The organism is Streptococcus parasanguinis (genome assembly GCF_015557775.1).
Classification (GTDB): Bacteria; Bacillota; Bacilli; order Lactobacillales; family Streptococcaceae; genus Streptococcus; species Streptococcus parasanguinis_AA.
In genome coordinates this window covers 213,427-229,852 of sequence record NZ_JADNOY010000002.1, presented here as the reverse complement: position 1 = coordinate 229,852, position 16,426 = coordinate 213,427, and the positions used below count along the sequence as shown (strand labels likewise).

Here is a 16,426-nt window from a genome sequence, read left to right as displayed (position 1 = left end):
TTTAATAGGGACTTTCCTGATAATTATCTGATTTTTTCCAACATGCTTTCAATATGTTGGATGGATTTTTCGCGTCCAAGTAAGTAGATGGTATCTGGTAATTCAGGACCATGCATTTCACCTGAAACGGCGATTCGGATTGGCATAAAGAGATTCTTCCCTTTGATCCCAGTTTCTTTTTGAACCGCTTTGATTTGTGGGAAGATATTTTCTGCCACAAACTCATCGTCTGACATGGCTTCAAGTTTTGCTTTGAAGGCTTCAAGTACAGTTGGCACTGTTTCACCAGCCATGACTTCTTTCTCTGCTTCTGTCAATTCTGGGAAGTCTGAGAAGAAAAGATCTGTCAATGGAACGATTTCATCCACTGACTTCATTTGTGGTTTGTAAAGTTCCACCAATTTCTCAGCCTTGTCTGTTAGACGACCTGCTTCTTCAAGGAATGGTTTAGCCATTTCAAAGATAGTCGCAAGATCCGCATTCTTGATGTACTCATTGCTCATCCAGTCCATTTTCTTTTGGTCGAAAGCCGCTGGAGACTTGCTGAGACGGTTTTCATCAAAGAGCTGGATAAGTTCTTCGCGAGAGAAGATTTCGTCTTCCCCACCAGGGTTCCAACCAAGCAAAGCGATAAAGTTAAAGACTGCTTCTGGAAGGTAGCCCTTCTTACGGTAATCTTCGATAAATTGAAGGGTGTTGGTGTCCCGTTTAGACAACTTCTTACCAGTTTCAGAATTGATGATCAAAGTCATGTGACCAAACTCAGGTGCTTCCCATCCAAGCGCTTCATAAACCATGAGCTGTTTTGGTGTGTTAGCAATGTGGTCATCTCCACGGATAACGTGAGAGATTTGCATATCGTGGTCATCGATCACAACGGCAAAGTTGTAAGTTGGGTAGCCATCTTTCTTCTGGATGACCCAATCCCCACCGATATTGCCACCTTCAAACTCGATATCGCCTTTGACCATATCATGCCACTTGTAGATACCAGACTCATTCACTGCCAAACGAACCGTTGGAATGATGCCCGCTGCTTCACGTTCTGCGATATAAGCAGCTTTTTCTTCTTCGCTCATGCCGAGATATTCGTTGATATAGCGAGGTGTTTCACCCGCAGCTTCTTGGCGTTCACGTTCAGCCGCTAACTCTTCTTCAGTGACGTAAGATTTGTAAGCTTTTCCTTCCGCCAAGAGTTGGTCGATGTATTTTTGATAAAGTGGTAGCCGTTCTGATTGGCGGTAGTTTTCGTGCGTCTCAGGGCTTTCATCCCAGTCCATGCCCAACCAACGAAGGTTTTCAAGCTGTGAACGTTCTCCGTCTTCGACATGACGTTTGCGGTCCGTATCTTCGATACGGATGATAAAGGTTCCACCATGGTGGCGCGCATACAAGTAGTTAAACAATGCTGTACGAGCATTTCCGATGTGTAGTAGCCCTGTTGGACTTGGTGCATAACGCACACGAATATCTTTTGCCATATTTCTCTCCTCTTATCTTGTTCGCTATTTCTAGCTCATTTTTCAATCGTTCCTATTATACCACAAAGAAAGCAGGACTGAAATGAATAAGTGGCCTTTCTAGCTTTTCTTCCTATATATAAAAAAAGCCAGAACAAATGCTCTGACTGATATCCAATCTATTTGTATCTTATTAAACGAACACGGGCTGCGGATTGTGTCAAAAACGCAAGCTGAATAGCAATTAATTCAAGACACAGTAGCTGATTGGATTCTTCTGTCGCTTTCTAAGCTCAGAAGAATACCTAATCAGCCTTGTGGGGGTAGGACAACGAAGCGTTTATAAATGATATCGCTTCTGTCCTACTCCCTATTTTGACTGTATCCGCTACGCCCTTTGTATCTTAACTTAGTCTTTCTTCTAATTCAAAGTCGATTGGTAGGGTTTGTAAAAAGTGCTCCAACTCACGTTCCCAATAGAACCATTCGTGCTTGCCTGGGCTGTGGGTATAGGTGACATCCAAACCTAACTTTTCTAGTTCCTTGACTTCAAAATTATTGGCCTCATAAAGGAAATCCTGCTCTCCACACCAGATCCAGAGTTTGGTCTTCTTATCTGAAAACTTCTTGGCAGCAGTCTCTAGCGAATAGGGACTGGTCGTCCAATCCTCAATCTCTCCAAAGATCCCCTTCCAAAAAGCTGGTTGTTCCAAGTCATTGTTTTCAAAGTCCCGATCGTGGAAACTCAGAGCACCGGAAAAACTAGCCGCATGGGAGAAACGATTTGTCTTGAGAGCCAAGAGCATCGATCCATAGCCTCCCATAGATAGACCAGCAATAAAGGTCTTCTCCCGTTTCTTGGTCATATTAGGGAAGAAGCGAGAAAGAGTCTCTGGCAATTCCTCTGCAATGGCCGTGTAGTAGTTGTAGCCATACTGGGTATCTGTGTAAAAGCCATTATTGGTATTAGGCAGGACCACGATCAGATTGGTATTTCGCAAAATGCGCTCCACATTAGTCCGCTTCAACCAGGAGTGGTGGTTGCCATTCATCCCGTGTAAGAGATAGAGAACTGGAATATCCGTATCCGCTGGATCTTCTACGCGCGATGCATCGGGATAAAGGACGGACACGCCCCACTCCATCTTCAAGGCTTCTGAATAATACTCAATCTGCATAACTGCCATTTGATTTCCTCTTTCTACTGTTAAAAACACTCGGCAAACCTCTGGCTGCCAAGCGTTTCGTTTTCTACTATTATTTCACTTCCATCACGACTGGTAGGATGGCTGGACGGCGTTTGGTTTGTTCAAACAAGAACTTAGACAAGTTGTCGCGTACCAAACCTTTTAACTCACCCCAGTCAAAGCTGTCTTGTGCCAAATAGTCTTCAACGCTTTGGTTGACCAATTCGCAACTTTCACGAAGAATATCCCGACTCTTCTTGACATAGACAAAACCACGGGTGTGCACGCGCGCTTTAGAAATAATTTTCTTCTCTTTGCGATTCACGGTGATCGCCACGATAAAGATCCCGTCTTCTGACAAGACCTTACGGTCACGAAGGACAATATTGCCCACATCACCAATAGCATTCCCATCAATCATGACATCTCCAGCTGAGACGCTACCGGCAGGGACGAAGTCCCCCTTTTCGTATTCCATCACCGTTCCGCGTTTTGGAATAAAGATATTTTCAGGCAAGATACCAACTTTCATCGCTACTCGTGCATGAGCATCCAATTCGCGGTATTCCCCTTGGATTGGGAAGAGGTATTTAGGACGAAGAAGGTTGATCATCAACTGCAAGTCCCGTGCGTTTCCGTGACCAGACACGCGCAAGCTTGACGTGATCAATTTAACAATGCCACCTGCTTGGTAGATCATGTTTTCCACACGAGCCACCACAGCTTCTTTAGCAATAGATGGCGTTGTGACGACGTAGACCAAGTCCCCATCTTTGATTTCCACATAGCGGTGACGGCCAATCGACATCTTGCGCAAACCGTTGATCGGCTCACCCATCCGGCCTGTTTCCAAAATGATCAATTCATGATCCTCGAAACGGCTCATTTCTTTTGGCTTGATCAAGAGTTTTTCGTTGGCAAGAGACAATTTGTTCAAGCGAATAGCTGTGCGGACGATGTTTTCCACATCAAACCCTGTCAAGACCACTCGACGGCCAGTCTCAGCCGCAGCATCAAAGACCTGCTGGATCCGAGAGAGGTTGCTGGCTACCGCCGCTACGATGACACGACCATCCCAGTCTGCAATCGTATCTAAGATGGCATCGCCTACTTCTTGCTCACTGGCAACTTGAATATTACTATCCGCATTGGCCGAGTCACTCAAGAGAGCGAGTACGCCTTCACGTCCAATCTCAGCTAGGCGAGCAAAGTCTGTCGCGTATGACTCGCTGGCAGTTTGGTCAAATTTAAAGTCTCCTGTATAGACGATATTGCCCTCAGGAGTGCCAATCACAATCCCGATACTTTCAGGAATCGAGTGGGTTGTTTGAAAGAAAGAGACGACGGCATCGCCAAAATCAATCTCAGAATTTTGATCGATGACATGGAAGTCGTTGAATTTCTTCACACTGTCATTGCTTTTGACAAAGAGTTTAGCCAACTCAATGGTCAACTCTGTCCCGAATACAGGAACTTTGGCTTCGGCCAAAAGATAAGGCAAGGCCCCAATGGCATCCGCGTGACCATGGGTCAAGAAAACACCCGCAATGCGGTCCTTGTTTTCAAATAGATAGTCCATGTTTGGGATAACGACATCCACCCCAAGTTGCTCATTTTCTGGATACTTCAAACCTGCATCCAAGACAAAAATCGAATCGTTCACTTCGGCAACGTAGAGATTTTTCCCATTTTCTCGAACACCGCCCAAAGTGACTAATTTAATACTACTCACTGTTGTCTCCTTTAGTGTGATTATTTTAATACTTACGGTCCTTGGTCGCCCAAGTCGAATTACAGTTTTGCAAATACTTGCATATCCACTCTATTATACAATTTTTTTCTCTTTTTTTCAAAAAGCTTTCCACAGCAAAAAAAGCCCTCTCATCTGAAGTAGATGAGAGGACTTCTAGGCGCCTATTTTTAGGGGGAAAAGACCCTAAAGATGGTAATCTCCCCGTTTATTTTCAATGATCCGCATAGCTGCCTTGATCACATGAAACTTGCCTAACAATTCCTCTAGACGCTTACTATTTCGCTCGCTCAATTGGCCGTTCTTGACCGCTTGGGACAGGCGATAAAAGTCATCCAAGTCCTCCCCAATGTTTTCAAACAGCTCTTTGGCTTCCTTGAGTCGGTAGCGATTGACTAGGTAGTTCACATCTTTTTTGAAGGAAGCGACATTATTTTCGTGAATATCCGTATAAGCTTCCTCTTCTTCCTTGGGCTCTTGGTAATTTACCGCCTTAAAACAGGTGATGAATTCCCGACTTTTTACATTGCAAACAAAGATGACACCGTCACTAGCTACATAAGTTTTTGTATTAGCCGGCTGAACCACGTCACTATCATAAGGGGAGAGAGAGGGGAGATGTTGGTTAATCCACCGGTTCAGGTGCTGATCATCTACGCCAAATCGCTCAAAAGCTCTCTGCCGGAAATGGTCACGGCAACTATATTCTTGCGCATACGACAATCCCATACTCTCACCTCCTCCTGAGTATTTTATAAAAATGGCCTCCAGTCTTACGGGACTAGAGGCCTGGTCTGCTTCACTGACTTGGTGCAATTAACCTTTTGGCTAACAAAACAATGTTTATGATGTTGATTTCATTTAATAGTATTTGCGTAAAATACCAGAGGTTTTCTTTGCTATTCCAAATCCAAATGATGAGTTTTCGACTGGACGCATTGAAGTTTGAAAACCTTTACAAAAAGCTTCTACCTACTATTTCCACGTTTTCTTATGTCTCCGGACAAACTAAGCAGGTTTGCCCGACCGTCCAACCGATCCGACACACACGACATGACTGCTCATTTACGATAAGAGCATGAACAGATATCAGCAAAACAGGCCTAAAACGAAGTAACCTAAATTTTAACTCGATAAGGCATTGGTATCAATCCCTTCTTTATCTTTCTAACTATATTATACTCACCTACCTGAGTATTTGCAAGCGATTTCAGCTGAAACTAGTTCCAATTTTTATGCGGTTTTATTGATGATTTAAGAAAAAGAAAAGAGGCTGGGACAAAAGTCCTAGCCTCTCAATTATTTTTGGATTGTCGAGCAAGACGCAGTGGTTGAGTGGGCTCTAGTACGCTGATTTCATCAGCTTTTACAGCCCTACTCAACTGTGCGGAGGTGGGAGGACGAAATCGAATTCTAACGAATTACCGATTTCTGTCCCACTCTCTAGCATGCAGACAAACTACTTCTACATCAAACAACCTAAGTGATGTCGCTTCTGTCCTACTCCCATTTTACGGGCTTTGTATCTTAGTCTTTCTCAAACAATTGATAGTAGTCTGCGATGGTCATTTGGGCTTTTTCTTCTTGATTGAGATCTTGGACGATATGTCCATCTTTCATAACAATCAAGCGATTGCCATATTTCAAAGCATCTTCCATATGGTGAGTAATCATAAGGGCAGTGAGAGCATCTTGTTTGACAAACTCATCGGTCAAGGTCATCAGAGCCTGACTCGTTTTTGGATCCAAGGCTGCGGTGTGTTCGTCTAAAAGCAAGAGTTCTGGACGTTTCAGTGTAGCCATCAACAGACTCAAAGCCTGGCGTTGTCCCCCTGAAAGAAATTCAACCGCTGTGTCGATATGATTTTCTAAGCCATTGCCAATCTTAGAAAGAACTGCTTGAAACTCTTCTTTATAGCTTGCCAAGTGGCGCGGAATCAAGCTACGTTTTTCTCCACGAAACTTCGCTACCAAGAGGTTCTCTGCCACTGTCATCCGGGGTGCAGTTCCCATTTTAGGATCTTGAAAAACCCGCGATAGGTATTTGGCTCTCTTTTCTGGAGAGTATGTGGTCACATCTTCCCCAAGAATATAGATCTTTCCACTGCTAACTGGAAGGGTTCCTGCAATCGTATTAAAGAGGGTTGATTTTCCAGCTCCATTGCCCCCCAAAATCGTGATAAAATCATGTTCTCGAATTTCTAAGGAGACATCATCCAGAATGACTTTTTCTTCATTCATCCCATTGCTCACAGACTTGGTTACATTTTTTAATTCTACAATCACTGTCATTTACTGAGTTTCGCTCCTTTCATGATTTTTTCTTTAAAGGTCGGAATCATCAGACAGATAGCTAGGATCAAGGCACTGAAGATTCGAATATAGCTGGTATTGATGCCAAGGGCAATCACAGCCCAAATCAAAAATTGGTAGGCGATCGATCCGATCGCAATACTGAGCAAGCGCTCTGTCAAGGTGACATTTGAAAAGAGAACCTCTCCAATAATGAGGCTGGCAAGCCCAATAACAATGACACCGATTCCACGCGAAGCATCCGCATAGCCTTCTTGCTGGGCCATCAGTGCACCAGATAGAGCAATAATCCCATTTGAAATGACCAAGCCCATCAATTCCATCCGGTCTGTGTTGATCCCAAAGCTCTTGGCCATATCTGGATTGTCCCCTGTCGCAATATAGGCTTGACCCAAGCGTGTATCCAAGAAGAAGATCAAACCAAGGATCACAAGCGTGACGAAAATCAAGCCAATCAGAATCTCATTGAACCCACTGGCAAAAGGAAGAAATTCCTGAATTTTTTTATAGCCCAGAAGTCCCAAATTGGCCCGCTGCATGACAAATAGAATGACCGAGTTACAAGACGTCATCACAAGGATCCCTGATAAGAGTGTTGGTATTCTCCCTTTTGTGTAGAGAAGACCCGTCGCAAGTCCTGCCAAGCACCCTGCTCCAATAGCAGCCAGCGTCGCAAGGAGTGGATTGACCCCTTTGGTAATCAAGGTCACCGCCACCGCTCCTCCAAGCGGGAAAGAACCTTCTGTCGTCATATCTGGAAAATCTAGAATTCGGAACGTCATAAAGATTCCTAACCCTAAAATGGCCCAAATCAAACCTTGTGAAACAATTGAATTAATCATAGTTTCTCCCTTCGATAATAGTAGTTTAATTGTAACATAAATAGGGAGGAGAACCTATAGGAAATTGATGCTTCTCATTGCATTTATTTTTTTACTTTTGCGCTTTGTTCAATTTTATATCGAAAAAACGAATCAAATTATCTTTGCGGTTCATTTTTTTGTAAATATTTTTTTGGATATAAATATCAATATTTAAAAACTCACATTTAAAGCTTTTTTCTGGCACTTTTATGAAAACATCAAATTCACTTTCTTTCCAAAATTGACACTATCTAGTGAAAAATCGTATACTTATTTGGTATAAAATGAACAAATAATACAGAAACGTTGATTTACTTATTTAGACTGTATGTGGGAGAAAAAAATGAAACAACAAAAAAATAGTGTCTCTGAAAAAGGGCACGGCTATTTCCGCAAACGCAACAAGGCATTGGTCTCTATGATTACCCTTTTTGGAGCCTTGATGGTAAGCTCTGTTGCCATGGCTGACGAGGTCAACACCAGTCCGACTTCTGAAATCACAGCAACCGCTCAACCAGTAGCAACCAATACCAGTACTCCTACCACTACTAGTGAGGAAGGTGCTACGACGGAAGCGACTTCTTCGCCATCGGAAACAACACCAACTGTAACTGCCACTCAACCGGTCAGTGCAACTCCAGCAACTACTTATAATACTCCAAAAATCACCAACGACGTCACCTTTGATAAAGCGACTTATAAAAGTGGGGAAGACGTTCGGATCTCCATCAACAACCCTGAAGTGGTTTCTTCTGATATCACTGTCTCTCATTTAGATCAGGTCATTTATGAAAAGAAAAACGTTGAAGGCGGCGAACTGACAATTCCAAGTACGGTCTTTTCACCTAATGCTGGATTTATCGTTGATGTCCTTGGTAAGAAAGCAGATGGCTCCCAAGCATTTCATAAGGCAGCGGGTCTTGCTGTTGAAGATGACTGGACGATCTACCCACGTTATGGGGTGGTCGCCGGCTCAAAAGACAATCACAACTCCATCACCAATGATCAGGTAGACGGCTACAAGAATAGTATTGACCAATTGGCCAATATGCATATCAACAACTACTTCTTCTACGACGTTTACAATACACCTGCCAACCCATTCCCGGCAAATGTTGAACGTTTCACTCAAGATTGGGCGACTTTCTTGATTCCAAATAGCGAAACAGATCCTGACAAACGCAAGTCCTACTTACCTGTCATCGATACAGAAGCAGTCAAAGAGCTGGTGGATCATGTCCATACGACTGGTGCCAAAGCCATGCTCTATAACATGATTTATGCGGTTTCCCTCGAAGAAGGGGTTCCAAATGAAGTGAAAAGTGCCATTGTTCGCAATCTACAAGACCATTTCAACTTTGGTAAAAAGGGGGATGTCACAGCGACCGATATCCAACAATTTCTCGATCCGGGTGATCCAAATTGGCAAACATTTATCATCGAAGTCATGACCAAAGCCATGAAAGAAGGGAATTTTGATGGATGGCAAGGGGATACCATGGGCTCTAACTGGGTGGAAAAAGTCAGTGAACCTGGAAAAGGCTTCTCTTTGAGCGAACACTATCCAGAACTAGCCACAGCTGCAACAGAGGCCCTCAAAAAAGAAGGCTATGACTTCATGATCAACGATATCTCTACTGGAGATGCTGATCGACTAGGTAAGACCAATGTCTCTGCACCTTATGCGGAAGTTTGGGGAGATAGCATTGCCTATGACTCTACCTACCAAGCCTTGACGCGTCTTACCGAACGGATGCGTGATTTATACAAGGGGAAATCTCCTATCATCGCAGCCTATACCCATCGTGGTAAAAATGCATCAGCCCTCAGCAAAGACAACGAATTGCTGACAGATGCTATTATCGCAGCGAGTGGTGGCTACCATATGACGACTGCAGCCCTCAATACTTCTCAAGATGCTAAAGGTTTTGGGGTGATCCAAGCAGAATGGTATCTCAATCAAAACCTACCAGTCAATGCTGACTTTGCTAATGCAGAATTCAACTACCAAGAATTCATCGTTGCTTATCAAGAACTTCTCCGCGGGCGCGAAACCTTGGCGCATGATACTCGTCGGATCGTAGACAATACAAATGTACTGGTAAACGGCAACTTCATCGGATCCAACCTGGATAATGCTGACGGGGTTCAACCTGGAACTGTTTATACCATTACAAAAGAAACCAAGACGGGTGATCGGATTGCTCACTTGATCAATTTGGTCGGCATCACTGAAAATAAATGGAACAGCGCTGTGAATACAACCGAAAAATTGACCAATATTCAAGCTTTTGTTCCACTCGGAAAAATCACAAAAGACCAGGCTGAACACGCCAGCATTTACTGGGCAACACCCGATGCTGTTGAAGGAAAATACAACATCAACCTCCGAGAAACAAGCGCAAATGTTTATTATGACGGAGGGGCTGGCCAATGGATGGCTGCTCTCGATGTTCCTAGTCTTGATGTATGGGACATGCTCTATGTCAAACTCAATGAAGCCGCTCATGTTCTTTATCAAGACGAAAACGGGGTTGAGCTCGAACGTTCCAGTGACTTGGTTGGTCATACAGGTGAAAAGATCAACTACTCGACAAAAGAAACCATTGCCAACTATTTGAAGAAAGGCTATGAACTAGTAGAGAATGGCTTCGATGCAGACGGACAACCAAACTTTGACCGCGACGCTACCAACACCAATGAAGATGGCGTTCAAGAGTTTATTGTCCGCTTGGCACCAAAAATTGTAGAATTTTCTGCAACACAGCCCATCCAAGCCGGTCAAGTTGTTCCAGGAGACAGCGAAGGTCGTGTCTATCCAACTCCTCTAGCTCCAGCTGGTCAAACAACGGCTGATCTGGATCATTTATCTAAAACAGTGACCCGTACGGTGACCTATGTAACAGAGGACCAGGATGGATCTAACCGCCAGCCTGCAGGAATAGCTGATCAAACTGACAGCCTTCATTTCACTCGCAAAGGTACCATCAATTTGGTGACAGGCGAGACAAGTCTTGAAGACTGGACAGCGCAAGACGGCACAAGCTTTGTAGCTCTTGAAAATCCCGTCAAAAAAGACTATGTTGTCGTAGCAGAAGAATCGACTGATACCACCTCTTCGAATCTGACAAAAGCAGGAGAACATACTGGCATTCATGCTGATGCAGCAGACATCACAGATACGGTCATCTATCGCCCAGTCGGTGCCTATAGGATCAGCTATGCTACTGGTAAAGAACCAGCCCATGCTCAAAAAGAGATCACTTATCTAAATGATCCCACAAATCCTACTGCCATCGCATCTCCTACTGCTATCCTTCCTTACGTAGAGGGATTAGAGCCAAAAGATGCTCGTGGACAAGTCTTAAACCTTGTGGATCCACTTGACGAAACCAAAGGCTATCTTCTTCCAAGCCCTGAGTCTCCAACAGCTGATACCGCTATTTCCTATGCTATCGCCAAAGGATCGGTCAGAGTACGATTCCTCACTGAGGGAGGTGACACTGATCTGCGAGAGGCGCAAAACCTCGCTACAGAGGTAGATTTCGGCACCAAGTACACCAGTGAGGCCCCAACAGAAATCACAAAAGATGGTCGTATCTACCATCTAGTTGGACACCGTGCTGATTCTGCTGATCCAAGTGGCACAGTCACTAAGGGAACGAAAACTGTCATCTATGATTACAAGTTAGCTACGGGAACGGTCATCGCGCGATTTGTCATCCAAGATACTAACACTGAATTGCAACCAGAGCTTGCTGTTGCAACAAATGTGGACAATGGAACTCATTACGTCGCTAGCGCACCAGATGAGATCTCCTACGACTGCCACATCTATGAACGGATCGGTGCAGCTGAACAAACTGGGAACGTAGAAGTGGGAACAACCATCTTGATCTTTGCCTACAAGGTCAAAGAAATCCCTACTCCACAATCATCCCAAGAAACAGAAAATGAAGAAACAGTCAGCCCTCTTCCTTCCGTGACAAAAGTAAAAACAACTGACACTCATGAAGAAAAGGGATCACCACTTCTCTCTAACAAAGAAGAGGAGAAACCTCTTGAAACAACAAGCCAAAAAGAGGAACTCCCTGAAGTTGTTCCTAACACCCCTCAAGAAGGAACTCATCTACCTGCAACAGGTGAAGAAACCTCTCAGCTAGCCCTACTTGGACTTGGCCTCTTAGCAGGTTTGTCCAGTCTTATCCCTTACAAAAAGAAACAAGAGTAGATCCCAAACACAAAGAAACTTCCTATGGAATTCTGTTCCAAGGAAGTTTTTTTATATTTATACAACTCATTCGGAGTCTATGTCCCGTTTATGAGGGTGACTGACGACAATAAGGGTGTGAAGTACTACCACTCCAAACCCTACTGTATTCCAATTCAAAGTGGATTCATTCCCCTTGTTGCCGGCAGTTTGAAAGATCAAATTGCTTTACTAGTATACTGTTTTCTCTACTTCAAGTCAATGGAATTTTACTGAAACTAGTAACCGAATGAAATGAATATATAGAATTTTACTGAAACTTTTTCATCACATTTATGCATGTTTTTCTAAGTTTCCAATACCAAACAAAGAGGCCTTGCTCTTTCGAGCAAAGCCTCTTCCTGTTGGATCTAAAATTGTCACCTCATCAACAAGTTTGCTGATGTCACCTCAATTTTAGTCTTCGCGTTTCTTGCGTTTTGCAAGTCCCGCAAGGCCAACCATACCAAGTGCAGCACCTAACAATGCAGCAGATGCTGATTGTTCTTCACCAGTTTCAGGAAGTGCTGGAGCTGGAGGAGTTGTTGGTGTTGGTGGCGTTGGTGGTGTTGGCGGTGTTGTTGGTGGTGTTGGTGGTGTTGGTGGCGTTGTCGGCGGTGTTGTCGGTGGTGTATTCGGTGGTGTTGTTGGTGGTGTATTTGGCGGTGTTGTTGGCGGTGTTGTTGGCGGAATAACAGTGTTGTTAAACTCTGTATCTTCTGGCAACTGAGTAATAGCCGTCAATACTTTACCGTCTTTGTTAATCATAATACCCACAGTGGCAACCATCTTATCGTATTCGATGCTAGAATCTGTGCCACGGATTTCTTCTACATGGTAGAGATGAGTTCCTTCTTCACCACGTTTGAATTCAAGATTTGAGAAGGTGATCTTACCAGCCGCATCATTGGTTACGGTTTCGATCACATTTCCTTTTTCGTCCTTAAGAACGAAACTGAATTCACCAGCCTTCAATGCACGACCTTCCAATTTCTTAGTGAATTGGAATTGAACCTTAACTGGAATGTTGACTACACGTTTTTCAGTTGGTTTTTCTGGTTTTTCTACAGTCTTCTTAGTTGGATCGTATTGGTGTACGATTTGTGAAGCTGTATTTTCAATGTCCACACCATCTTGAGCAGATTGTTTAATTTCTGCAGGAATTTCAAACTTGTAGTAACGTCCAAAGGCCAACTTAGTTGTGTCGATAACTTGTGTATTTTCTGCGTCTCCAAGTGACTTAGTCAAGTCTGCTTTAGATGTTGCAGTAATCACACCGTTTTCAACCTTGATATCAAACTTAGCTGTTACATCTTCTCCTGTTACAGAGTCGTATGCCTTAATATCAGCTCCGTTGACAGTCAAGTTCGCACTGTCATATTTATCTGTAACACCAACAGATTGAATATTGTGTGCTTCAGTGAATTTAGTTGTATCCAACCATACTTGGTAGTATACTTTATCACCTTTCTTGAGTGTCTTCGTATTGATGTTTTGAGCTTCGTTGTTGGCAGTACCATCCGCATATGGGTTGGCATTTGTGTCCGCAACTTTATGTTCTAACTCGTTATCATCATCGAGAAGTTTCACACCTGTAAGATCGAATTTAGATTCATTCAGGATATACTTCTCTGGGTTGAATTCTGGAGTTTCTGGAGGTGTTACACGGTTGTTGAACTCTTTATCCGCTGGATCTGTTACGTTAGTGATGAGAGCTTTCGCTGTTCCGTCATGTTTAACTTCTACAGTTACTACTGCTTTCATCGCATCATAAGTGACAGTTCCGTCAGTACCTTTGACTTCTTCAACTGTGAACTTGTGTTCGCCTACTTGTTCTTTCTTGAATTCAAGTTTAGAGAACTTAACGTTACCAGATGCATCATTGCTTACAGTTTCAACAACTTTACCTGTTGAATCTTTCAGTACGAAGCTGAATTCGTTGGCTTTAAGCTCACGTCCTTCTAGACGTTTAGTGAAGTTGAATTCTACTTGTACTGGTACGCTGTTTACACGTTTTTCAGTTGGTTTGTTTGGTTTTTCAACAGTCTTGCTTACTGGGTTGTAGTAGTTGACTACTTGAGCCGCAGTATTTTCGATGTCTACTCCACCTTTAACATCCGCTTTAACAGTTGCTGGAATATCAAACTTGTAGTAACGTCCGAATTCGAATTTAGTTGTGTCGATCACTTGTGTGTTTTCCGCATCGCCAAGTGACTTAGTGAAGCCATCTTTAAGAGTTGCAGTAATCACACCGTTGTTCACAGCGATATCGAATTTAGCTGTTACATCCGCACCAGTCTTACCATCGTATGCTTTAATAGCTGAAGCTTCAACGTCGACTTTTGCCTCATCGTAGTCATCTGAGATTCCTACTGATTGGATATGGTCTTTGTTGTTTGCATCAAATTTAGTTGTATCCAACCATACTTGGTAAACAAGTTTTTCACCTGGTTTAACTGATTTAGTGTTAATGTTTGCTGCTTCGTTGTTAGATGCGTCGTCCGCATATGGGTTCGCATTTGTATCTGCGTACTTGTCTGCTAATTCTTTATCATCATCTAATAATGAAGTTCCTGTTAAGTCAAATTCTTTTTCGTTTAGAACGTATTTCTCTGGGTTGAATTCTGGAGTTTCAGGAGGAGTTACACGGTTGTTAAATTCTTTATCCGCAATGTCGCCTACAGTCGCGATCAGAACTTTAGCTGTTCCGTCGTGTGATACAGTGACTGTTACATTCGCTTTCATTGTGTCGTATGTAACGGTTGCGTCTGAACCTTTAACTTCTTCTACAGTGTAGTTGTGAACACCTTCGTCACCCTTCTTGAATTCAAGAGCTTTGAACTTAACGTTACCAGATGCATCATTGCTTACAGTTTCAACTTCTTTACCAGTTGAATCTTTAAGAACGAAGCTGAATTCGTTGGCTTTCAGTTCACGGCCTTCCAAGCGTTTAGTGAAGTTGAATTCTACTTCAACTGGAACGTTGTTTACACGTTTTTCAGTTGGTTTGCTTGGTTTTTCAACTTTCTTAGTTGTTGGGTTGTAGTAGTTTACAACTTGAGCCGCAGTATTTTCAATATCTACACCACCAGGTACATCAGCTTTCACTGTTGTTGGGATGTCGAACTTGTAGTAACGTCCGAATTCGAATTTAGTCGTGTCAATGATTTGAGTGTTTTCTGCGTCGCCAAGTGACTTAGTGAAGCCATCTTTAAGGGTTGCAGTAATCACACCATTGTTCACAGCGATATCGAATTTATCTGTTACTTCTGCACCTGTTACTGAATCGTAAGCTTTGATCTTAGTAGAATCAAGTTCCAACTTAGTTTCATCGTAGTCATCTGAGATACCTACTGATTGGATGTTGTCCTTGTTAGTTGCGTCGAATTTAGTTGTATCCAACCATACTTGGTAAACCAACTTGTCGCCACGTTTAACAGTCTTGGTATTCAAGTTTTGTTTTTCGTTGTTTGATGCATCGTCCGCATATGGGTTCGCATTGGTATCTGCGTACTTGTCTGCCAACTCTTTATCATCATCAACGAGCTTGTCACCAGTGATATCGAATTTCTCTTCAGAAACAACGTATTTCTCTGGTTGGAACTTAGGTTCTTCTGGAGGAGTTACACGGTTGTTAAATTCTTTATCCGCAATGTCGCCTACAGTTGCCACAAGAACTTTAGCAGTACCATCGTGTTTAACTGTGACTGTTACATTCGCTTTCATTGTGTCGTATGTAACGGTTGCGTCTGAGCCTTTAACTTCTTCTACAGTGTAGTTGTGTACGCCTTCTTGACCCTTCTTGAATTCAAGAGCTGAGAACTTAACGTTACCAGAAGCATCATTGCTTACAGTTTCAAGAGTCTTACCTTCTGAATCTTTAAGTACGAAGCTGAATTCGTTAGCTTTAAGCTCACGACCTTCCAAACGTTTCGTAAAGTTAAATTCTACTGGTACTGGAACATTGTTGACACGTTTTTGAGTTGGTTTCTCTGGTGTTTCAACCTTCTTAGTGGTTGGGTTGTAGTAGTTTACAACTTGAGCCGCAGTATTTTCGATATCTACACCAGCTTTAACTGTTTGTTTAACTGTTGTTGGAATATCAAATTTGTAGTAACGTCCGAAGGCGAACTTAGTTGTATCGATCACTTGAGTGTTTTCCGCATCGCCAAGTGACTTCGTAAAGCCATCTTTAAGAGTTGCAGTGATCACACCGTTGTTCACAGCGATATCGAATTTAGCTGTTACATCATCACCTGTTACTGAATCGTAAGCTTTGATCTTAGTAGAATCAAGATCCAACTTAGTTTCATCGTAGTCATCTGAGATACCTACTGATTGGATGTTGTCCTTGTTAGCTGCGTCGAATTTAGTTGTATCCAACCATACTTGGTAAACCAACTTGTCGCCACGTTTCACAGTCTTGGTATTCAAGTTTTGTTTTTCGTTGTTTGATGCATCGTCCGCATATGGGTTCGCATTTGTATCTGCGTACTTGTCTGCTAACTCTTTATCATCATCAACGAGCTTGTCACCAGTGATATCGAATTTCTCTTCAGAAACAACGTATTTCTCTGGTTGGAACTTAGGTTCTTCTGGAGGAC

General features: G+C 43.0%; 8 protein-coding genes. 1 reads left to right on the top strand and 7 read right to left on the bottom strand.

Annotation, left to right across the window (positions count from 1 at the left end; translation table 11 throughout):
• Window positions 1–23 precede the first annotated feature (23 nt).
• The 6 genes from gltX to I2F76_RS04090 form a co-directional block, all read right to left on the bottom strand.
• A complete protein-coding gene (gene gltX, locus I2F76_RS04115) occupies window positions 24–1,481 on the bottom strand; it encodes a glutamate--tRNA ligase (protein WP_151379418.1) in 1,458 nt (485 codons plus the stop codon).
• 383 nt (window positions 1,482–1,864) lie between these two features.
• Window positions 1,865–2,647 carry an alpha/beta hydrolase gene (locus I2F76_RS04110; RefSeq protein WP_003008948.1) on the bottom strand — a complete coding sequence of 261 codons (783 nt, stop codon included), beginning with the start codon at window positions 2,645–2,647 and terminating at the stop codon, window positions 1,865–1,867.
• A 70-nt stretch (window positions 2,648–2,717) separates the two neighbouring features.
• On the bottom strand, window positions 2,718–4,379 hold the full coding sequence (locus I2F76_RS04105) for a ribonuclease J (protein WP_195327011.1): 1,662 nt from the start codon (window positions 4,377–4,379) through the stop codon (window positions 2,718–2,720).
• 204 nt (window positions 4,380–4,583) lie between these two features.
• Window positions 4,584–5,126, bottom strand: coding sequence for a hypothetical protein (locus tag I2F76_RS04100; RefSeq protein ID WP_023919753.1), 543 nt, complete (start codon window positions 5,124–5,126; stop codon window positions 4,584–4,586).
• A gap of 798 nt (window positions 5,127–5,924) precedes the next feature.
• Window positions 5,925–6,689 (bottom strand): ABC transporter ATP-binding protein, encoded by a 765-nt coding sequence (locus I2F76_RS04095; RefSeq protein WP_195487286.1) that lies wholly within the window; start codon window positions 6,687–6,689, stop codon window positions 5,925–5,927.
• Window positions 6,686–7,552, bottom strand: a complete 867-nt coding sequence (locus I2F76_RS04090; protein WP_195487285.1) for an ABC transporter permease — start codon at window positions 7,550–7,552, stop codon at window positions 6,686–6,688. The genes I2F76_RS04095 and I2F76_RS04090 overlap by 4 nt, the downstream gene beginning before the upstream one ends.
• 364 nt (window positions 7,553–7,916) lie before the next feature.
• On the opposite strand from I2F76_RS04090, the gene I2F76_RS04085 reads away from it, so the two are divergent.
• Complete coding sequence (locus I2F76_RS04085) at window positions 7,917–11,804, top strand: glycoside hydrolase family 66 protein (protein ID WP_195487284.1); 3,888 nt, start codon at window positions 7,917–7,919, stop codon at window positions 11,802–11,804.
• A gap of 435 nt (window positions 11,805–12,239) precedes the next feature.
• Here I2F76_RS04085 and I2F76_RS10540 read toward each other — a convergent pair.
• A partial coding sequence (locus tag I2F76_RS10540; protein ID WP_229289663.1) for an SspB-related isopeptide-forming adhesin occupies window positions 12,240–16,426 on the bottom strand: 4,187 nt, incomplete at its 5' end.